The organism is Sinobaca sp. SA16-1, from assembly GCF_059510515.1.
Map to the genome: position 1 here is coordinate 497,324 of NZ_JCAKFL010000001.1, position 20,760 is coordinate 518,083.

Below are 20,760 nucleotides of genomic sequence, written 5' to 3' on the forward strand. Positions count from 1 at the left end.
CTTTTATTTTATACGAAAAAGCTGATAATAAATACAACAGTAAAGCCAACTACACCAATGATGGTTTCCATTACAGTCCAGGATTTAAGCGTTTCTTTTTCTGTTAGTCCAAAGTAACGGTTTACGAGCCAGAAACCAGAATCATTCACGTGAGATACGACGGTCGCACCGGAAGCAATAGCAATAACAAGAAGACCAAGCATCGGATCGCTGACGTCATACGCTTCTAAAAGCGGAGCTACCAGACCGGCAGCTGTTATCATAGATACGGTTGCCGAACCTTGTGCAATTCTTACAATGGTTGCCGTCACAAAAGCAAATACAATCAGCGGCATCTGTGCATCCTGCATTGAATCTGCAAGCACATCTCCTATACCTGATTGAATCAGCATCTCACCAAACACTCCGCCGGCCCCGGTAACAAGAATAATAATACCTGCGGGCTCAAGTGCTTTCGTCGTGATCTGCTGAATTTCTTCTTTCTTATACCCCCGGCGAATACCAAAGATATAAAATGTCAAAAGAGCGGCCATTGTTAATGCGACAAATGGATGACCAATAAATGTAAGTATTTCCTGCAGCGTGCTTCCATCTTCTAATACAAGATCGGCTGAGGTATTGATTAGAATTAAAGCAAGTGGAAGCGTGATAATCGCAACAACACTCCGAAAACTTGGAAGATCGCGGTCATAGTCCATTTCTTTCATTTGTTCTATCATATATTCCGGTACACCAACCTGGATCTTACTGCCAATATATTTACCAAAAATCGGACCGGCAATAGCTACCGCCGGTATCCCGGCAATTACACCAAACAATATGACCCATCCGAGGTCTGCTCCAAGAAGAGCCGCCACAGAAATTGGTCCCGGGGTCGGTGGAATAAAGCTGTGGGTAACTGCAAGTCCCGCCAAAAGCGGCATTCCAAAATAAAGCAGGGATTTGCCTGTGCGCTGGACTAAACTGTATAGAATCGGTACTAAAATAACAAGTGCTACGTCTAAAAACACAGGTATAGATACAATAAAACCGGTAAGAGCGAGGGCCCATGGTACATTTTTCTCCCCGAATTTATCCATTAATGTTAAAGCAAGCCGTTCAGCTCCTCCAGACACGCGAAGCATTTCACCAAACATCGCTCCAAGGCCGATGATTACAGCGATAAAGCCAAGTGTTCCTCCCATTCCGGCCTCAATGGTTTCTATGATTTCTCCAGGCGGCATACCAACAGCAAGTCCTACGATAAAACTAACAAGCAGTAATGCAATAAATGCCTGCAGCTTTGTTTTCATTACTAAAAATAATAGTAGAACAACTGCAAGTACCGCAACAATAACGAGCCACGGTGTTGATGTTGTCATAGTATTTCCTCCTCATTGTCGGCTGAGAGCCTTCTTTTTCCTTCGGCATGGGAACGCTGCACCTCAGATATCGCTTTAAATTCATCCTGCAGGTCTCTGGCCATCCGTAAAAAAATCGGTTTAATGTCTCTATAGGCTGTGACATTTTCTTTAATAGGGTATTGCTTTTCATCAATAGAGATGGTCTTTTCAATACTGTCCAGGCTCTCCACCATACCCAGAGCCTCCATCGCCATCCAGGCCGCTCCGTAGCAGGAGCCCTGGTGGCTCTCCGGAATAACAATCTCCGTTTCGAACATATCCGCCATCATCTGCTTCCATATCTGCGAGCGGGCGAAACCGCCGCCTGCCCGGAACTGTCTGGGCTCTACGCCTGCTTCCATTAACGCGATAACCACCGAGTACATCTGCATCATAACGCCTTCCATTACACTTCTAAGCATATGCTCCCGACCATGATGAAGGGTCAGGCCAAAGAACATTCCTTTTGTATCGGAATTCCAAAAGGGAGCTCTTTCTCCCATTAAGTAAGGAAGAAAGATTAAGCCGTCTGAAGCGGGGGCTACCGAATCAATAATCTCATTAAGAACATCGTACGGATTTTTACCATTTTTTTCTGCCAGTTTTTTCAAATCGGGAAATAATTTATCCCGCGCCCAGCGCAGCGCAATGCCTCCATTATTAATCGGTCCGCCGATCACCCATCTGCCTTCGGAAAGCGCGTAACAGAAAATCCGCTGCTTTGGGTCTACATGAGGCTTATCAATTACCGTTCTCACAGCTCCGCTCGTCCCAATCGAACACGCTATTACGCCCGGGGCCAGTGCACCTGAACCAACGTTGGCAAGGACGCCATCACTTGCCCCAATCACAAAAGGCGTTTCCCCTGACAGACCAAGTTCTTTCTGAATCTCTTTTTTAAGTCCTGTGAAAATGCTGTTCGTATCTGTCGGAGTCGATAATTGTTCTTTTGTAACTCCTGCTGTCCGAAGAGCCTCCTCATCCCAATCCAGGTTTTCCAAATGAAAAAGTCCCGTCGCAGACGCAATCGAATAATCCACAGCATATGTGCCAAACAGCCGGTAAAAGACAAACTCTTTTATCGAAATCCATTTGTCCGCCTGATTGAAAAGAACAGGCTTATGTTCCCGGAACCACATTATTTTAGTTAAAGGCGACATAGGATGAATGGGTGTGCCGGTCCGCAGAAAAATTTCATGGCCATTTTCATTTTTTAATGTTTCCGTTTCTTTTACTGAGCGTTGGTCTGCCCAGGTAATCAGTCTGGTAAGAGGTTCTCCATCCTGATCAACCGCCATAATATTGTGCATAGCTGAGCTGAATCCCGCTCCGGCTATTTCTACTCCCTGTTTATTCAAAGCTGCTATGGTATCTTTTATCGTTTCTATGACAGCGGAATAGACTTCTTCCGGGTTCTGTTCTTTTTCTGAAGGAATAGACGAGTACAGCGGGTATTCTTTCTCCATTTCTGAAAAGATATGGCCGTCCGTACCATACGCAAGAGTTTTTGTACTGGTCGTGCCTATATCAATTCCAATAATAGCCTGCATGTGGATCCTCCTTTATAAATTACAGCGTTTTCATTTTTGATAATAATGAAAATATTTTTCTTATTTTTTTATTATACAAGAAATAAATTTTTAAACAACCTGAAAATTTTTTTCTTCCAACTTCTCTTCTTTGTTTATTTGATTTACACTATCAGAAAGACACATTTGGAAAGGAGTCTTTTATGGCCAACGCATCTGTGCCGCATGTATTTCATCTTATTCATTCTTCGTATAAACAAATGAGCGTGAAAGAAAAAATGATTGCTGACTATGTATTAAAAAATCCTGAAAAAATTATTCATTCTACCATTAATCAGCTATCCGATAACCTTCAAATAGCAGATGCTACTGTATTTCGATTTTGTACGCATTTGGGATTTAAGGGCTACCAGGCAATGAAAATTTCACTTGCTTCTGAGCTCGTGACTCCGATTGAAGATATTCATGAAGACATAAAGGAAGATGATTCCGAAACAACTATTATGAACAAAGTGTTCCAGTCCAACATGACGGCACTGGCCCATACAAGAGATATACAAAAAGAAGAAACTCTTCAGGAAGCATTAAATATCCTGCTGGAAGCAGGTCAGGTTCATTTCTATGGAAGTGGTGGTTCAGGCGTAACAGCGCAGGATGGCCAGCATAAATTCATGCGTACCGGACTTCCAAGCCTGGCTTATACGGACAATCATCTTCAGCTGATGGCCGCTTCCCAGCTTAAGCCAAAGGATGCTGCCTTTTTCATTTCCCATACCGGTGCCAATAAAGATCTGTTGGAAGTTCTGGAAGTGGCTAAAAGCAGGGGGGCCCGGACCATTGCTATTACTAACTACGCTAAGTCCCCACTTACAAAACAGGCCGATATTTCCCTGTATACGGTGGCTCAGGAAACGGAATATCGTTCGGAAGCGCTCGCTTCCAGAATTGCCGAGCTGTCCCTGCTCGATACCCTGTATGTGAATTACTGTGTTAAAAGAAAACAGCAGACGCAGGAAGCTTTATCTTTAATCCGCGATGCTATCTCCCGGAAGCGTTTATAACAAAGCAGCCGGCCGTTTATAAAAACGAGCCGGCTTTTTTTACCATTCCGCAATACTGCCGTCTTTATGGCGCCATATTGGATTTTTCCAATTGTGTCCTATACGGGCTTGCTCTCTCACATAATCTTCATTTATTTCAATTCCAAGACCGGGTCCTGATGGTATTTTCACTTCTCCGTCTTTGTAGTCGAACACAGTTTTATCTTTTACGTAATCAAGCAGGTCACTACCTTTATTGTAATGAATACCCAGACTTTGTTCTTGAATAAAGGCATTATGGGAAGTAGCATCCACCTGCAGGCATGAAGCAAGAGCTATCGGTCCCAGTGGACAGTGGGGCGCAAGCGCCACATCATAAGCTTCAGCCATGGAAGCTATTTTCTTCATTTCTGTAATTCCACCGGCGTGAGAAACATCCGGCTGAATAATATCCACATACCCGTCCTCGAGCAAAGGCTTAAAATCCCAACGGGAAAACATTCTTTCTCCTGTAGCTATTGGTATGTGGGTATGCCGGGCAATCTCCCGTAACGCTTCATTGTTTTCAGGTAGTACCGGCTCTTCCAGAAACATTGGCCGGAATGCTTCCAATTCCTTAGCAAGAATTTTTGCCATCGGCCGATGAACGCGTCCGTGAAAATCGATCCCGATTCCCATATACTTTCCTCCGTGTTCTCTTACAGCCGCTACTCTTTCTACAGCCTCATCAATTTTTTGATAGGAATCGATGTACTGCAGCTCTTCCGTTCCATTCATTTTCACAGCAGAAAAACCAGAATCTTTCGCTGCTTTCGCTGCTGCCCCTACATCTGAAGGCCTGTCGCCGCCGATCCAGGAATACACACCGATAGAGCTTCGGCACGCCCCTCCCATTAACTCATACACGGGGGCGTTAAAATACTTTCCCTTAATATCCCACAGTGCCTGGTCAATTCCAGCCAGTGCACTCATTAAAATAGGCCCTCCGCGATAAAAACCTGATCTATACAGCATATTCCAATGATCTTCGATTCTACGGGCATCAAGTCCTATAAGCTGATCCATCATTTCTTCCACAGCTGCTTTAACCGTATGGGCTTTTCCCTCAATAACGGGCTCTCCCCAACCTGTAATACCCTCTGCTGTTTCTATTTTCAAGAACAGCCACCTTGGCGGTACTTGAAACAATTCATATCCTGTAATTTTCATTTGGATAATTCCTCCTTTTGTTCTGCGATGACTAACGGGCCTCTCCAGGCTCCCTGCTCCACTTCAGCAGCAGATGCTTCGATTACGGCAATGTCCGGCAAAGCTTTTCTAATCAATGCTGCGGCTGCATTTTTTAAAGGAAAGGAGCCTCCTACAAGCACCCAGCTGGAGTGCTGCTGACTCATTTCTTTTAATGCGACGATATCTGAATGAAAAATGACACCGGTTAAATAATTAGCCCGCTCATTCTCCTCCTTGCTTCCAAATAAATGCTGCAGGCGGATTTGAAATAATGCCCTATTTCCTCCCAGCGTTTCCGCCGCTTTATACCCTTCCCATAATGCCTGTTCATCCAGGTCTTTTATTAGTCCGTCAGGCAGCGAATCAGACAGGATCGTTTCACTCTGTACAGCCTTTAACAATTCCCCGCTTAAACTGGTAGAGCTCCAAAGCAGTTCTCTCTGGCTGTTTGTTTTAATCCATTTCGTATGCGAACCAGGAAGCATAAATATTCCGTCCCCCTCCAGCTGCAGAGTATCAAGCAGCCCAAGAGCCTCTGTTTCTTCTCCTCGCATTACATCGAGCACTTCTGTAAGTCCTTCTGCTTCTTTTACGCTTTTCAAACCAGGAATAAAATAGCACGGGATAAAAAGCAATTCTTCCAGACAGCGTTTTTCCATAGCTGCGGCTAATTTTCCCGCATTTGCCGGGGCTTTTTGGTGCGCTACTTCATGCAGCCCTAAATTAGAAGTGATCATTCCAGAGGCTAAAATATACTGAACGTCCTGTTTTTGAACACTATTGTCTCTTAGCAGATTTTTGATCCCTTGGTTGATTCCGGATTTCAATCGGTCGTTTGTGCCGTCTATAGCAGTGCTTCGAACCCCGGTCTCTATCTTCACTGAAGCTGCAATCGTACCACTGGATTTTTTCACCAGTCTAATTCTGGAATTTGTAGTTCCTGAATCAATCAGCATAATGTATGCCATATTTATTTCCTTTCTGCAGAACGTGCCAGCTCTACGAATACTGCTGCCTGCTTTTCTATTCGTTCAAATTCCTGATTTTTTATCCATACCGGATTCACAAGGGAGCTTCCAATTCCTGCGGAGTGCCAGCCTTTCTGAAAGTACTCCGAAACATTCTCTTTTGAAATACCTCCTACCGCCATTGCTTCAACAAAGGGAAGCGGCCCCTTCACATCCTTTATATAGGAGCTTCCTAAAGCGTGCGCTGGAAAAATTTTCACTAGTTCAGCTCCAGCCCGGTAGGCTGCCAGTATTTCTGTCGGTGTCATCACTCCCGGGATTACCGGCACACCATATTGGTTCCCCAATTTCACTACTTCTTCATCAAATGTCGGAGTTAAAAGAAAAACTGCTCCGGCTCTGATGGCAGCGGCAGCTGATTCTTTATCCAGTACAGTTCCTGCACCAAGATAAAGATCGTCATAACGACCAGCATTGTCTTCAATTATTTTAAGAGCATGGGGAGTATTTAATGTCACCTCAATAAAACGAATACCTCCTTTATAAAGACTTTCAATTGTTTTATCCAAACCTGCACTTGTTTCTGTACGGATAATCGCTGCCAGCTTTTTTTCTTTTAATGTTTCCAGTAACTTATTTTTCATAGCGCCTCCTTGTTCCTCATTACGGAACGATGTTCCTTATTATGGTTAAATAAAAATACATTCATATATTTTTATTATTATACTCATTTTGAAAGCGCCGTCAAGAAATCTTTTGGCTGCCCATCGCTTTTGATATCTCATGAGCCGCTGTTTTTATTTCAGCTATATAACTGTCAAATTCTTTATTTTTCACCCTCATCATTGGAACTGCAATACTAATAGCAGCCTCTATTTCTCCTGCGCGATTAAATATAGGGGCTGCTGCGCACCTAATGCCTTCTTCATGTTCTTCATCATCTATTGCCCAGCCTTTATCACGTATATCTGCCAGATGAGGAATCATATCTGCTATTGTTGTAATCGTATTTGCGGTAAATTGTTTCATAGGATGTCTGTCGAGAATCTCTTCAATCTGCTGTTCCGGATAGTAAGCAAGCATTGCCTTTCCTACTCCTGTACAGTGCACCGGGGCACGTTTTCCAATCTGGGAAAACATTCGTATAACAGCTTCACTTTCTTTTTTATCTATATAAACGACTTCTCCTTCATCCATAGTAACTAAATGCACCGTTTCTTTGGTTTTTTTGGAGAGCGCTTCTAATATAGGAGAAGCTGTCGTTCTTATGTCGAGCCGGGCGGACATAGCTTCACCTATTTCCAGACATTTTAAGCCAAGCAGATATTTATCCGCTGTTTTCACTACATATTTTTTCTTTTGCAATGACATCAGCAGCCGATGTACCGTGCTTTTAGCTACGTCCAGCTTATTAGCCAGTTCCGTTACTCCCATTCCTTCCGGACGATCCTGAAGCAGATCCAAAATTAACAGGGCCCGGTCTACCGCTTGAATAGAGGCACCGGAAGCTGGTCCTTTATTGTTGTTCATAAAATTAACCTCCTTATTCAGCCGTTAGTATACCATAATCCGGTTTCATTTCCCGGCCGGAGAGGAATATAAGAGTATTAACTTATAAAGGGAGCGAAACATAATGGCAGATAAAAAAGGATTCAGCGACAAAGCAAAAAGTACAGTAAACAAAGCCAAAGGTGAAGTAAAAGATCAGGTAGGAAACGCAAAAAACGATCCGGATATGCAGGCAGATGGAAAAAAAGATAAAACCAAAGGCAAAACCCAAGAAGGCATTGGAAACCTAAAGAAGAAAAATTAATAAAAAAAAGCCGAAAATCCTGGAGAGGATTTTCGGCTTTTTTAGGTTATATCGTATTGTTTTAAAATGTTTTTCACGGTCGATGCCGTCTGAATATCGGTTAGATTGATGTTTCTTCCTACAAAGGCAATCGACAATTCCGGAGAAAGGCCTGTAATAATAAGTTTTGCTCCAAGCATTTTTAACAGACGATTGAGATTTAAAAGCCCATCCGCCACCATATTATCGTATTTCCCCAGACCGGATAGATCCAGCACCAGGTAAGAGTAATGCATCGAATAATAGGTTTCCGATATATAATTGCGGATCGTTTCAAACCGTTCATAGGATAAATCCCCAATAATAGGAAGCACCGAGAACTCTTCTGTAATAGGAACGATAGGCGTTGACAGCTGAGAGACCTGTTCCTGGGTTTTTTCCAGGTTTTCTTCATACTCTTTTTGTTTGGATATATCTTTCTGCACGCCAAGAAAATAGAGCTTTCCTTCTCTATACAAAGGCTCTATATATATTTCATTCCAAAAGACGCGGCCATCTTTACGGCGGTTGAGTATTTCCACAGTAACCGGCTTCTTTTCTTTTATGCCGCGCCGCATTTCTTCGACCGCATCGCCTGCTGCAACATCACTCTGCAGAAACCGGCAGTTGCGGCCGAGCGTATCGCTGCTCGTGTATCCGGTAATTTCCGTAAAACCATTGTTCAAATAAATAATCGGATTATCCGACTGAGAAGGATCCGTGATGGTAACGCCCACCTGTGCTGAATCAATTGTCTGCACAACGAGTGAATCAGCGAACTCCTTTGAAATATAATTATCTTTCATCGCAGTTTACCTCTCTCTATCTACCAACATCATTTTTCTACATTATACTCTTACAAATAATACCCTGCTACTATTTGAAAACATTCGCTTTTTCTGCATTGTTTATTACTTACCTTCCACCGGACACGGGGCATGTTCCTCCATAAAGGTATAGATGCTTTCTGCATCAGCTTCTCCCTCATAAGGGGTTTCCTGCTTCTGATCCGCAAAAAGAAAAGATGCAGTGCCGTTTTCCATGCCGGCCGTTTGACTTAGAATTTCCACCGCTGCCCCGCCGGCTTCTCCACATACATTGGAGTAGGTAAGAAGCGCGTCATAAAAAGGTTTTTCCGCTGTCATATTTTCATCATTGGAAAAAAGAAAAAAAGAAGGGCTTTCCGGACTTTCTTCCAGAAGAGCCGATTCTCCGCTTTTTGTTCCACACCCGGCCAGCAGGGCTGAAATAGATAAAAGAAAAAGTATGTATGTCCAATATTTCATTTCAGCCCCCTTCCCGGTACAGCAAAACAGTCCTCCGGATAAAGAAAGGCAATTCATTGTACCATTACGTATATTAGTAATATTTTCCTTATTTCAGTTCTTTTTAAACATTTTATCGCTAATTTAAAGAAAATATTTTTATGCGAATGAAAAATATTGTTGTTTCCACACTCCTATAATGGGTATATAGAAGTATAAAGATACTTTTAAGGCAAATAATAAGGGAGGTGCACACGATGGAATATGCTCTTTCAGAACAGCTGGTTTTTTGTTCTAAGCTTAACTGTTATGTTAAACAGGAATTATCCCAGGTATATAACAAAGGAAAAATGGAATGCATGGTTACCTGCACCGGAATCAACGAAAGCTGCGCATCGTGCCCTATTTTAGCTTTTAATGATAAATACAGCAGTACGCCGGAAAACAAGCTGGTCCCCTCTCTATAAGAGGGTGCCGGCTTTTTATTTTAGTTTTTCTGCTGTACATTTCAACTGTCCGGCCAGTCCATCCACGGCCGCAATGGCTACCGATAATCCTTTCATGCTTACAGACTGCTGCTCTGCAGCAGCAGAAACCGAGCGGGCTTCCATTAAATTAGCAGTTGTCAGCTCGGTCGTCGCTTCAGAGGACTGCACCAGAATGCCCGTTTTACTTAAGAGCTGGCCGGTATTCTGCATCGACTGCTCCATTTGTTTGTGGACGATGTCGGCGCCGGCTGCAATCTGTCCCAGCATCTCTGCTGCTTCGGCCGTAAGCGCCTTACCCTCTTCAAGCTGTTCCTCGCCTTTTTTCCAGGCAGAAGAAGCCGAATGAATGTCTTTTTGGATATTTGTTACGATATGCTTTATGCTTTTAGCTGAGTTATTAGACTGCTCGGAAAGCTTTCGTACTTCATCTGCCACTACCGCAAAACCTTTGCCCATTTCTCCCGCTCTTGCCGCTTCAATCGAGGCGTTTAAGGAAAGCAGATTTGTCTGATCGGCAATGCTTGTAATTAATTCGATCATTCCTCCTATTTTAGCGGACCTTTCTTCCAGCACCTTGATCGTTTCCGATGCATCCTTCATCGTAGCATCTACCGCTTCCATCGTTTCTGTAAATTCCTGCAGTGATTTCACGCCGGCTGAAGACTGCGCCGCCCACTGACCGGAGGAAGCCTGGACCGCTTTATTGTGGCCCGCTAAATCATGAATAAGGTATTCTATATCCTTTAGGGCTTCCACCTCTTTTTCTGTTTGAACAGCCTGCCTTTCATGCCCGCCGGAAAGGGCAGTAACAGCGGAACTGATTTCCTGTGCAGCCAGTTCCGTTTCTCTCGTATTGGTGAATAGATCAGCAGACGCGTTTTTCAGATCAGCAGAGGCACCTCGGATATTTTGCGTTAATCCTGCAATAACCTCTTCCTGCTTCCGTTGAACAGCAGCCTGTTTTCTATTGAATGCTTCGCTGGACTTAATTTGAAATACCAGGGCAGTAACAGTAAGGATAACAAATACGGCATGCACGGTCACCATGACAAGATTATATTCCATCATCCCGTAGACCGCAGCCGAAAAAAAGAGAAAACCGGTAATGTGATGCAGCGCATATAGAGAAGCTGATAATAAAAGCAGCGGGATGCTTCTGTAATAAGCTACAATAGCAAGAGAGACAAATATAGAAAAATGGTATTCCACCATTCCTTCTCCTGCAGCAATGGTCCCCATCGCAGTCAACGTTATCGCAAGCGTTAACATAAGCGGAAGTTTAGCGTTTGCTGCTGAAGCCATATAAACCAGCAGAGAAGAAATATAGAGCCCTGCAGCCCCTGCAATGAAGACAACAGCCATAACCAGGGAAAAGCCGTTCAGGCTGCTGCCTGATCCGCTGTGATTCATCATAATATGCTGCCAATGAAACATTTGGTGTAAAATAAGGACGGCCGTCATAATAAAAAGAGCACCGCCTCCAATCCAAAGCATTACCTATTCACATAATAATTACATATAAATATGGAGAAAATAATTAAACAAGGAAATAAGAACTATAAAAAAAGAGGCTGATACAATGAAATGGATACCAATCGTTTATATGGCAGCCGGGTTTCTTGCTTTGTCCGTTGTAATGGGAATTGGCCGGTTTGCTTTTACACCACTTCTCCCTCCAATGGAAAGCCGGGGCCTTGCTCCTTTTTCTGCCGGACTTCTGGCCTCCGCTAACTATACAGGTTATTTTATTGGAGCAATGTGGGCACGCCGCCTTGAACCAGGCAGAGGCATTATCTATTCCGGACTGGCTGTCAGTGTCCTCACTACAGCTGCTATGGGGCTGAGCGGCTCTCTTTTCCCCTGGTTTGTGTGGCGGCTGCTGTCGGGCGTTGCAAGCGGCCTGGTGTTTGTCCTTGTTGCCGCTTTTGTCCTTAATAAATTAAAAGGCTATGACCATCTGCCTGTATCCGGAGTGCTCTATGGCGGCGTAGGCGGCGGCATTCTGCTGTCCGGCCTGTTTACCCCTTCTTTAGTCGAAAGAGTTGGAATGGAAGGTGCCTGGCTAGGCTTTGGGGTTATCAGCCTCGTGCTGTCCCTGTTAATCTGGCTCGGTCTGCAGCTAAAGCTCCCTGAGCCGTCCAATCAGACACCGTCTTCTGATAAAGCCTCCTTTATTGCCGTCGATACTCCAGACCCCAAAGCCGTGCAGGCTCTTTATCTCATCTATGGCTGTGCAGGCTTTGGCTACATTATATTCGGAACCTTTATTATTTCGCTTTTGTCTTCCAAAGGAGAACTCGGCCTGTCTCCATCCTACATATGGGCTGTTGTCGGGGCGGCAGTTATTCCTTCCTGCTTATTCTGGGCCTGGCTGCAAAAGCATATCGGAATCCTTTCTGCGTTAAAGGGCGCCTATATTTTACAGACCGCAGCGGTGCTTCTGCCGATTCTTTCTCCAACGACAGGATTTGCCGTAGTCTCTGCCATCGGCTATGGAGGCTCTTTCATGGGCATTGTAGCGTTAACGATGATGCTTGCCAGACAGCTGCAGCCTCTAAAGCCGCAGCTTATTATGGGAGGTCTCACCGCAAGCTACGGCATCGGCCAGCTTATTGGACCGCTGGCAGCGGCAGCCGTAACAACCGGCAGTGAATATACCGGTGGATTTATTCTATCGGCAGGAGTGCTTCTGATTAGTATTTTGTTATTGTTTCTTAAAAGCCGCGTGATTGAGAACTCGATTACCTCTTATTCTTGAACAGTCTTTCCTTAAGTGGTTTTTTAAGAGTATACTTGCTATAATGCACACCATACGATTGTATTTACACACAAGGAGAGCGATACGGTATGTCTTTATCATTGGCCATTCAAGAGAGAGAAGAAAAAAAGTCAAAGCCGGATTATGATAATCTCCGCTTTGGCGCAGAATTTACCGATCACATGTTTATTATGGATTACAGCACAGACGACAGCTGGCATGACCCTAGAATTGTTCCATACCAGCCGTTAACAATGGATCCATCCAGTCTTGTGTTTCACTATGGGCAGGCGGTATTTGAAGGATTAAAAGCCTATCATTTTCAGGATAAGCTGCTTTTATTCCGCCCGGAGAAAAATTTCAAACGCCTGAACGAATCCAACCGCCGCATGAACATTCCCGAAATTGATGAAGATTTCATGGTGGAAGCCTTAAAAGAACTGGTTAAGCTTGAAAAAGACTGGATCCCTACGAAAGAGGGCCAGTCCTTGTATATCCGTCCCTTCATTATCGCGACGGAAGCAAGCCTCAGCGTCAAGCCTTCCTCACGCTATAAACTCATCATTATTTTATCTCCGGTGGGAGCCTATTATTCCAACTCCGAGCAGATGAGCCCGGTAAGTATTTTTGTAGAGGACGATTATGTCCGTTCGGTAAAAGGCGGCGTCGGCTTTACTAAAACGGCAGGCAATTATGCAGCAAGCCTGAAAGCCCAGAAAAAAGCAGAAGATCTTGGCTACGACCAGGTGCTCTGGCTTGATGCCATTGATAAGAAATATATAGAAGAAGTAGGCAGTATGAACATTTTCTTTAAAATTAATGGAGAAGTGATTACACCTGCATTAAACGGCAGCATCCTGGAAGGGATTACCCGTAATTCCGTAATCGAGCTGCTTAAAAGCTGGGATATTCCAGTGACTGAGCGTTTGATCTCTATAGATGAAGTAGAGGCAGCTCATGAAAACAGCACCCTGGAAGAAATATTCGGTACCGGCACCGCAGCCGTTATTTCCCCGGTAGGCACGCTTAAATGGAAAGGCAAAGACCTTTTGATCAACCACGGGAAAACGGGAAAACTTTCCCTCGAGCTGTATGAAACGATCGCCGGTATCCAAACTGGTATGATTGAAGATAAAATGAACTGGACCGTTGCTGTCCAGACTTAATAGGCACCTAAAAACGAGAAAGCCCTAGGGGCTTTCTCGTTTTTTTAACGCTTCATATCAATCCATCGTGCTGATAGATCCTTTAAAGCTTACTGCTTGGCTTATCTTCATTTATTTTTTCGTTTCGGACCGTCTGTTTGATTTTATCGTACAGTTCTTTTGATTTTTCTTTTTCCGCCTGCGGATGAAACCACTTATACTGATCTCGTTTTAACACTTTGAGCAGATGCTTTTTTTCTTTGGATGTTAGAAGCATTGCAGGAGCCCCCCCTTATACGTTGTAACTGTTTCTTTTCATTTTATCACAGCCAGCCTGTTCTTTTTTATATAATGCCTGTATAAACCAGATAGAAAAAAAGCCCGGCATCCATACAGGCCGGGCTTTTCCATCTATTCATTATTCAGCTTCACTTAAGCAGACGGTGCGTCCTGCAGCGCAAAAGTCAGTTCTGTTTCTGCTACAATTTCGCCATCTACTGTGGCAGTGGCTTTTCCTTTACCAATAGAACGGCGGAATCCTTTAATTTCCACTTCCAGCGTAAGCTGATCGCCCGGTTTGACCTGGCGCTTAAACCGGCAGCCATCAATGCCTGCAAACAAAGCCAGTTTTCCGCGGTTTTCTTCCAGCTTTAACAACGCTACAGCGCCGGTCTGAGCCATCGCTTCTACAATAAGCACACCGGGCATTACTGGATAATCCGGGAAATGGCCGTTAAAAAACTCTTCATTCGCTGTAACATTTTTAACAGCTACGGCTCGTTTGCCATCTTCTACTTCTATCACTTTATCAATTAGAAGAAAGGGGTAGCGGTGCGGAATAATGTCTTTAATTTCGTCAATAGTTAACATATGTATCTCTCCTCTTTTTTGAGCATACTAAAACACAGCCTGTTTATAGTATGCCATAAACAGGCTGTGCTATCTATCGACCCGTTACAAAGCGGATCAGTTCAATCCAAGTCACGGGATTCAACACCTGTAAAGACCCGCCGTCTCCTAAAATAAGATAGCCGACAATCAATCCCACAACAGCGAGGATAAGCAGTACGATAAGCAGGCCTACAAGACGCTTCCATAAAGGGGGAATGGTTCTATCCTGGTTTTCTTCTTTATGAGGAGCTCCGCTGTCCGATGCTGGTTTTCCTCTATGCCTATGCCTCTGTTCCGTTCTGGTCGTCCCCTGCCTGGGCTTTTTTCCTGGCTTCATCGGTTTCTCTCCTATACCATCCATCCGGCAAGCCAGCAGCATGTTGATTAACCGCGAACGCTGTTAATTAATCCCATCATTTGGTCTCCCTGCGTAATTGCACGGGCGTTGAAGGAATAATTACGCTGTGCCTGAATAAGATTTGTCATTTCCTGTCCCATATCAACATTAGACTGCTCCAATGTTTTCTGCTGAAGCAGATCTGATGTTCCCGGTTGCAACTCTATCATATCTCCTTCTGCGATATCAAGCAATGCAGGATCTGGAAGTGTATAAGAATTACCGCCCTGATTTTCCAAAAGCTGCGGTTTAAGTATTTTGGCCAGTTCAATGCTGCCTATTTCTGCTGTTTCCCCATTTTCCAGAACGGCTGTAAGCTGTCCGTTATTACGCAGTGCAATCTCTCCTGCGCCGTCAGGCACGTTTATTCTCTCCCCGTTCTCTCCGAGTACATATTCCCCTGAACTATTTACTAATGTCCATGAGCCGGGCACCTGCGGGTTCTCAGACAGCTTAAAGTTGCCATCTTTGGAATAGCGCCTTTCCGCCCCTTCTCCCTGCGTGTTTTCTACTTGAAAGAAGGAATCTTCGGCAGTAATTGCAAAATCGAGTTCACGATCTGTCTGTTTTAAAGCGCCCTGCTCCAGACGGATAGCGGTCTGGGCAATGCCCGCTCCATTTCCCTGGCGGATGCCCTCGGGCGTTTTGCGGCCCAGCTGATTGGCGTTAGGCTGATTGTTGATCTGCTGGAACAATAGATCAGAAAATGTACTTTCTCTTCGTTTATAGCCAATTTGATTGCTGTTGGAAAGGTTGTTCGTAATGCCATCCATTTGTTTCTGAAGTTCTCCCATTGTATTGTATGCAGGCATCATCATTGAATTCATACACTGTCTCCTTTAGTTATAGCTATCCCAGACGGCCGACTTCATTTACGGCGCGCTGCATGCTCTGGTCATATGACTGAAGTATCTTCTGATTGGATTCGAAATTCCGGTAGCTGCTCGTCAGCTCTCCCATCGTCTGCGTAGCATCTACGTTGGACCGCTCCACAAAGCCCTGCTGCAGCTGATAGTCTGCTCCTGCCTCACCGGCTAACGGAAGGTCTCCATTCTCTGAACGATACAGCCCCGATCCTTCTTTTACGAGGTCATCGCTATTTTCTGCATAAGCTACAGCAATCTCCCCAACTTCCTCTCCATCCTCTGTTGTCACGATGCCTTCCCGGCTTAGTGAAAACCGTTCATTCCCTACAGCTATCGGTTGTCCGTCGGTTCCTTGAACATAATGCCCCTGGCTCGTCGTTAAGAAGCCTGCCCCATCCACGGCCAGATTGCCATTGCGGGAGTAGCCTGTTTCTCCTTCATCATTCGTCACTGCAAAATAAATAGAGCTCGGGTCTCCTGCTTCATTTTCAGGAACATTACCATTTAAAATAGCAATATCCACAGCATTCCCCGTTTCCTGAAGATCTCCCTGCATCGTGTTGGCCGTCTTTTCCTGCATATAAACGCCGGTAGCCAGATCTCCAATCGGGTAGGAGCCATGCCCCTTTTGGCCGGTAGTATTTTTAGCCTGCAGAAGCATCTCTGGAAACGTCCGGATTGCCCCTTTATCTTCTTTAAAACCAGGTGTATTCACATTCGATATATTATTGTTAAGCATTTCCGTTTTCCGCTGCTGGGTTATCATTCCGCTGGCTGCACTATAAAACCCTCTTAACATCCGGGCGCCACATCCTTTTTTAGTTTCTTTCCGCTGCTGGTAGTACTCTCCTTCACTATATCGGCAGAAAAAAAATAATGTGTACTTTTTTTATCCATTTTTTTAAAATAAAAAGCCCGACGCGTGAGCGCCGGGCCTGGGCTTTACATATTAACGGTTTTGTACGGAACGAAGTACTGTATTTTCTTCTACTTCTTCTCCTTTGCTTTCTTCTATGCTGACACGTGTAACGTTGGCTCCAAGTGCCTGCAGCTTTTGATGGAAATCTACGTAGCCTCTGTCCAGGTGGCGAAGTTCCGTTACAGATGTTTCTCCTTCTGCCACTAAACCGGCAAGAACAAGAGCGGCACCTGCACGAAGGTCTGTTGCTGCTACTTCGGCGCCGATTAAGTGAGCCGGGCCTGTAACAACAGCTGTTCTTCCTTCTGTCTTAATATCAGCATTCATGCGGCGGAATTCTTCTGCATGCATGAAGCGGTTTTCAAAGACTGTTTCCGTGATAACAGCCGTACCGTGCGCCTGTGTAAGAAGAGCCATAAACTGGGCCTGCATGTCTGTTGGGAAACCAGGATGCGGCAATGTTTTGATATCAGCCGGACGAAGCATATCAGGACCTTTTACGAGCATGCCGTTATCTTCATCTTCAATAATAACGCCCATTTCTCTCATTTTCGCTACGAGAGGACGAAGGTGCTCATGAAGCGCGCCTTCTACAAAAACTTCTCCTCCTGTAATAGCTGCGGCGATCATAAATGTACCTGCTTCAATACGGTCTGGAATAATAGTGTGAACCGCACCATGCATGCTTTCTACACCTTCGATGCGGATAGTGCCGGTGCCTGCACCGCGTACTTTTCCACCCATCGCATTAATGTAATTGGCAAGGTCTACAATTTCCGGCTCTTCTGCTACGTTTTCCAAAATTGTCGTTCCTTCTGCAAGAGCCGCTGCCATCATAATGTTTTCCGTTGCGCCTACGCTTGGGAAATCCATGTATATACGGGCTCCCTTTAGACGCCCTTCCACTTTGGCTTCAATATAGCCGTTGCCGATTTCTACAATAGCACCCATCGCTTCAAAGCCTTTCAGGTGCTGGTCAATAGGACGCGATCCGATCGCGCATCCGCCTGGAAGCGCAATATGAGCAAGTCCTTTTCTTGCAAGCATTGGGCCCATAACAAGAAAGGATGCTCTCATTTTACGTACATATTCAAACGGGGCTTCCGTTCCGATCGATCCGCTTGCGTCTGCTGTAAAGATTCCATCTTTATAATCAATTCGTGCGTCAATATGGGAAAGGACGCTCTTCATTGTATATACATCGGCTAAAGGCGGTACCTCATAGATCGTGCTTTTTCCTGTTTCTGCAAGCAGAGATGCTGCAATAACAGGTAGAACGGCATTTTTCGCTCCTTCTACTTTCACTGATCCTTTTAAGCGTTTTCCACCTCGTACTAGAATTTTTTCCACCATTTTTCCCTCCACTATTTAATACATCATTATTAAACATTATTATTCTCAATTGATTATCTAAGGTTAGTTACGGTGACGATTGCCAGTTATGCTGCATCGAGCATGGTTCCACCTAATATAGTCGGCAGCATGCAGCAAAGGTTACAGATTTATTGCTTTTTCTTGAAATTTTCGTTTTAAAGCAGGTTTCTTAACATGAAAGAGCCTTGCAGGTATTCCATGAAAAACGAACTGACAAGATAACTGATAGCTATTGTGACGAATACATAAAGCAATTTAGCTCTTAAGCCTTCGGGATCTCTCAAAAAGACATCAAAACGAAAGGCCTGCAGGGTCCACCATACTACTATCAGAAAAAAGATGTTAACGAGTATATGTAAAATTGCTTCCTGACCGGCTTCCATTCGAAAAAACTCCTTACTTGAGGAGGGTACAATCCGCACACTATCATAAGCTATATGCAGACATAAAAGAAGGGTCAAAATTCCTAGTCCCAGAATAGCTTACCCAGTCTTTCCTTTCCCTTTTCAGCATAAACATAAAACATCACGTGGTTTTTTACATATTTTTTTAAAATTCAGGACAAAAGTTGTGCAAAAAATGAAAAAGTTAAATATTTCCTTACCTAATGTACCACATTTACAGAAATAGTAAATACAATATAACATGTTTTTTAAATTATCTTTACAAAAAGATTACAACAATAGAAAGAAAATTACAAATATAGAAATGAATTGCTTAATTCATAAGGTTTCTCCAAAAAGAAAACGTATAAAAATAAAAAATGGTTCACTGTTTGGACACAGTGAACCATTTTTTATTTTTGTTTTGCTACTTCAAGCCTGGTATTGGCACGCTTTAGAGCAAGCTGTGCCCGCTTGATATCAATTTCTTCCTGTTTAGCACGGTTTAGTCGCTCTTCCGCTCTTTCTTTTGCCGTCTGCGCACGACCTTTGTCTATTTCTTCCGGGCGCTCTGCTGACTCGGCTAATATAGTCACCTTATCAGGACGCACTTCTACAAAGCCGCCGCTGACCGCTACAAGATCTGTGCCCGCATTTGTTGTCACCCGCACAGGGCTTGTTTCCAGGGGCGCAACTAAAGGAATATGGCCTGGCAGTATACCGAGTTCCCCCGTAGTGGAACGTACACTGACCAGGTCTGCTTCTCCCTCATAAACTGTGCCGTCAGGAGTAACGATACTAAGTTTGGTAGTAGACATCATTTATCCTCCTTCACAGCAGCCTCAATTATTAAGACGATGCTTTTACTTTATCCAGCACAGCTTCAATTGGACCTACTAGACGAAACGCATCTTCAGGCACGTCATCATGTTTTCCATCCAGAATTTCACGGAATCCTCTGATGGTGTCTTTCACCTGGACATAAGATCCTGTCTGGCCGGTAAACTGTTCTGCTACGTGGAAGTTCTGGGATAGGAAGAACTGGACACGTCTTGCGCGGTGCACAATAAGTTTATCTTCTTCCGAGAGCTCATCCATACCCAGGATAGCAATGATATCCTGCAGTTCTTTATACTTCTGAAGCGTCTGCTGAACTTCCTGAGCCACTTGATAATGCTCTTCTCCAACAATTTCCGGAGAAAGAGCACGGGACGTGGAAGCAAGCGGATCCACAGCCGGATAAATACCCTGCTCTGTTAATTTACGCTCCAGGTTTGTTGTTGCATCTAAGTGGGCAAATGTTGTAGCCGGTGCCGGGTCAGTATAGTCATCGGCCGGTACATAAATCGCCTGGATCGACGTTACGGAACCAGTTTTAGTTGAAGTGATACGTTCCTGCAGCTGGCCCATTTCTGTTGCCAGGGTCGGCTGGTAACCAACCGCTGAAGGCATACGTCCCAACAGGGCGGATACTTCAGAACCTGCCTGGGTAAAGCGGTAGATATTATCGATAAAGAGCAGAACGTCTGCCCCTTCCTTATCACGGAAGTGCTCTGCCATAGTCAAACCTGTCAAAGCTACACGCATACGTGCACCAGGCGGCTCGTTCATTTGACCGAATACCATGGCGGTCTTTTTAATAACGCCGGATTCGGTCATTTCAAAGTAAAGGTCATTTCCTTCACGCGTACGCTCGCCAACACCGGCAAATACAGAAATACCGCCGTGCTCCTGCGCGATGTTGTTGATAAGCTCCTGGATTAGAACCGTTTTACCAACACCAGCGCCTCCGAAAAGACCGATCTTTCCACCCTTAACGTATGGTGCCAGCAGGTCAACTACTTTAATGCCGGTTTCAAGAATCTCTGCCTGCGTGGATAGTTCATCAAACTTAGGAGGAAGTCTGTGAATCGGGCTTTTTACAGCGCCTTCATCCAGCTTTTCATCTAAGTCAATGGTATCTCCAAGTACATTAAATACACGGCCCAGCGTTTGTTCACCGACAGGCACGGAAATAGGTCCGCCGGTATTTACTACTTCTGTTCCCCGTACGAGTCCATCTGTAGAACCCATGGAAATGGTGCGAACCGCGTCATCGCCAAGGTGAAGTGCTACTTCAAGAGTTACATGCACCTCGGATGTTCCTTCAGCCGTACTTGACTGCGATATAGTCAGTGCGTTATTCAACTCAGGAAGGTGGCCGCTTGGAAATCTTACATCCACAACCGGTCCCATAATCTGAGTAATATGTCCGTTGTTCATTCATTTCCCTCCTCACTGTTACTTTAAAGGCT

At 44.5% G+C, this 20,760-nt stretch carries 22 protein-coding genes; 4 read left to right on the plus strand and 18 right to left on the minus strand.

The annotated features are described in order from the left end of the window. Nucleotides 1–8: 8 nt before the first annotated feature. Both AC5W2J_RS02340 and AC5W2J_RS02345 read right to left on the minus strand, forming a co-directional pair. Nucleotides 9–1,361, minus strand: coding sequence for a GntP family permease (locus AC5W2J_RS02340; protein WP_496057871.1), 1,353 nt, complete (start codon nt 1,359–1,361; stop codon nt 9–11). After that, complete coding sequence (locus AC5W2J_RS02345) at nt 1,358–2,932, minus strand: gluconokinase (protein WP_496057872.1); 1,575 nt, start codon at nt 2,930–2,932, stop codon at nt 1,358–1,360. Before AC5W2J_RS02345 ends, AC5W2J_RS02340 begins: the two co-directional genes overlap by 4 nt. A gap of 182 nt (nt 2,933–3,114) precedes the next feature. On the opposite strand from AC5W2J_RS02345, the gene AC5W2J_RS02350 reads away from it, so the two are divergent. Further along, nucleotides 3,115–3,972: a MurR/RpiR family transcriptional regulator gene (locus AC5W2J_RS02350; protein WP_496057873.1), complete on the plus strand. Its 858-nt coding sequence runs from the start codon at nt 3,115–3,117 to the stop codon at nt 3,970–3,972. A gap of 39 nt (nt 3,973–4,011) precedes the next feature. On the opposite strand, the gene dgoD is transcribed toward AC5W2J_RS02350, so the two are convergent. The 4 genes from dgoD to AC5W2J_RS02370 all read right to left on the minus strand — a co-directional run bounded on the left by dgoD (nt 4,012) and on the right by AC5W2J_RS02370 (nt 7,679). Then, nucleotides 4,012–5,160: a galactonate dehydratase gene (gene dgoD / locus AC5W2J_RS02355; protein ID WP_496057874.1), complete on the minus strand. Its 1,149-nt coding sequence runs from the start codon at nt 5,158–5,160 to the stop codon at nt 4,012–4,014. Next, nucleotides 5,157–6,149: a 2-dehydro-3-deoxygalactonokinase gene (locus AC5W2J_RS02360; protein WP_496057875.1), complete on the minus strand. Its 993-nt coding sequence runs from the start codon at nt 6,147–6,149 to the stop codon at nt 5,157–5,159. The genes dgoD and AC5W2J_RS02360 overlap by 4 nt, the downstream gene beginning before the upstream one ends. A 2-nt stretch (nt 6,150–6,151) precedes the next feature. Beyond that, on the minus strand, nt 6,152–6,793 hold the full coding sequence (locus tag AC5W2J_RS02365; RefSeq protein WP_496057876.1) for a bifunctional 4-hydroxy-2-oxoglutarate aldolase/2-dehydro-3-deoxy-phosphogluconate aldolase: 642 nt from the start codon (nt 6,791–6,793) through the stop codon (nt 6,152–6,154). Nucleotides 6,794–6,893: 100 nt separating this feature from the next. Beyond that, entirely contained in the window at nt 6,894–7,679 is a 786-nt protein-coding gene (locus AC5W2J_RS02370) for an IclR family transcriptional regulator (protein WP_496057877.1), read from the minus strand. A gap of 103 nt (nt 7,680–7,782) precedes the next feature. Here AC5W2J_RS02370 and AC5W2J_RS02375 point away from each other — a divergent pair, with 103 nt between their 5' ends. Beyond that, nucleotides 7,783–7,962: a CsbD family protein gene (locus AC5W2J_RS02375; protein ID WP_496057878.1), complete on the plus strand. Its 180-nt coding sequence runs from the start codon at nt 7,783–7,785 to the stop codon at nt 7,960–7,962. Nucleotides 7,963–8,003: 41 nt separating this feature from the next. Here the strand turns inward: AC5W2J_RS02375 and ytvA are convergent, their stop codons facing one another. The 3 genes from ytvA to AC5W2J_RS02390 form a co-directional block, all read right to left on the minus strand. Further along, entirely contained in the window at nt 8,004–8,786 is a 783-nt protein-coding gene (ytvA, locus tag AC5W2J_RS02380; RefSeq protein WP_496057879.1) for a YtvA family blue-light photoreceptor, read from the minus strand. Nucleotides 8,787–8,891: 105 nt separating this feature from the next. Then, nucleotides 8,892–9,266 (minus strand): hypothetical protein, encoded by a 375-nt coding sequence (locus AC5W2J_RS02385; RefSeq protein WP_496057880.1) that lies wholly within the window; start codon nt 9,264–9,266, stop codon nt 8,892–8,894. Nucleotides 9,267–9,727: 461 nt separating this feature from the next. Beyond that, nucleotides 9,728–11,227, minus strand: coding sequence for a methyl-accepting chemotaxis protein (locus AC5W2J_RS02390; RefSeq protein ID WP_496057881.1), 1,500 nt, complete (start codon nt 11,225–11,227; stop codon nt 9,728–9,730). 85 nt (nt 11,228–11,312) lie between these two features. Here AC5W2J_RS02390 and AC5W2J_RS02395 point away from each other — a divergent pair, with 85 nt between their 5' ends. After that, nucleotides 11,313–12,491, plus strand: coding sequence for a YbfB/YjiJ family MFS transporter (locus tag AC5W2J_RS02395; protein WP_496057882.1), 1,179 nt, complete (start codon nt 11,313–11,315; stop codon nt 12,489–12,491). A gap of 89 nt (nt 12,492–12,580) precedes the next feature. Beyond that, nucleotides 12,581–13,657, plus strand: a complete 1,077-nt coding sequence (locus AC5W2J_RS02400; RefSeq protein WP_496057883.1) for a branched-chain amino acid aminotransferase — start codon at nt 12,581–12,583, stop codon at nt 13,655–13,657. 82 nt (nt 13,658–13,739) lie between these two features. On the opposite strand, the gene AC5W2J_RS02405 is transcribed toward AC5W2J_RS02400, so the two are convergent. From AC5W2J_RS02405 to atpD, 9 genes are all read right to left on the minus strand, one after another. Beyond that, nucleotides 13,740–13,913: a hypothetical protein gene (locus AC5W2J_RS02405; RefSeq protein WP_496057884.1), complete on the minus strand. Its 174-nt coding sequence runs from the start codon at nt 13,911–13,913 to the stop codon at nt 13,740–13,742. 155 nt (nt 13,914–14,068) lie between these two features. Then, a complete protein-coding gene (gene fabZ, locus AC5W2J_RS02410; RefSeq protein ID WP_496057885.1) occupies nt 14,069–14,506 on the minus strand; it encodes a 3-hydroxyacyl-ACP dehydratase FabZ in 438 nt (145 codons plus the stop codon). A 73-nt stretch (nt 14,507–14,579) separates the two neighbouring features. Next, complete coding sequence (locus tag AC5W2J_RS02415) at nt 14,580–14,864, minus strand: DNA-directed RNA polymerase subunit beta (RefSeq protein ID WP_496057886.1); 285 nt, start codon at nt 14,862–14,864, stop codon at nt 14,580–14,582. Between the two features lie 47 nt (nt 14,865–14,911). Next, entirely contained in the window at nt 14,912–15,751 is an 840-nt protein-coding gene (locus tag AC5W2J_RS02420; RefSeq protein WP_496057887.1) for a flagellar hook-basal body protein, read from the minus strand. Between the two features lie 22 nt (nt 15,752–15,773). Beyond that, the gene (locus AC5W2J_RS02425; protein ID WP_496057888.1) at nt 15,774–16,589 is read right to left on the minus strand and encodes a flagellar hook-basal body protein; all 816 of its coding nucleotides are present in this window, start codon (nt 16,587–16,589) and stop codon (nt 15,774–15,776) included. 150 nt (nt 16,590–16,739) lie between these two features. Beyond that, nucleotides 16,740–18,059, minus strand: coding sequence for a UDP-N-acetylglucosamine 1-carboxyvinyltransferase (gene murA, locus AC5W2J_RS02430; RefSeq protein ID WP_496057889.1), 1,320 nt, complete (start codon nt 18,057–18,059; stop codon nt 16,740–16,742). A 179-nt stretch (nt 18,060–18,238) separates the two neighbouring features. Next, the gene (locus AC5W2J_RS02435) at nt 18,239–18,466 is read right to left on the minus strand and encodes a DUF1146 family protein (protein ID WP_496057890.1); all 228 of its coding nucleotides are present in this window, start codon (nt 18,464–18,466) and stop codon (nt 18,239–18,241) included. A 413-nt stretch (nt 18,467–18,879) separates the two neighbouring features. Further along, a complete protein-coding gene (locus AC5W2J_RS02440; protein WP_496057891.1) occupies nt 18,880–19,284 on the minus strand; it encodes a F0F1 ATP synthase subunit epsilon in 405 nt (134 codons plus the stop codon). Nucleotides 19,285–19,315: 31 nt separating this feature from the next. Further along, complete coding sequence (gene atpD, locus AC5W2J_RS02445; RefSeq protein ID WP_496057892.1) at nt 19,316–20,728, minus strand: F0F1 ATP synthase subunit beta; 1,413 nt, start codon at nt 20,726–20,728, stop codon at nt 19,316–19,318. Between the last annotated feature and the right edge of the window lie 32 nt (nt 20,729–20,760).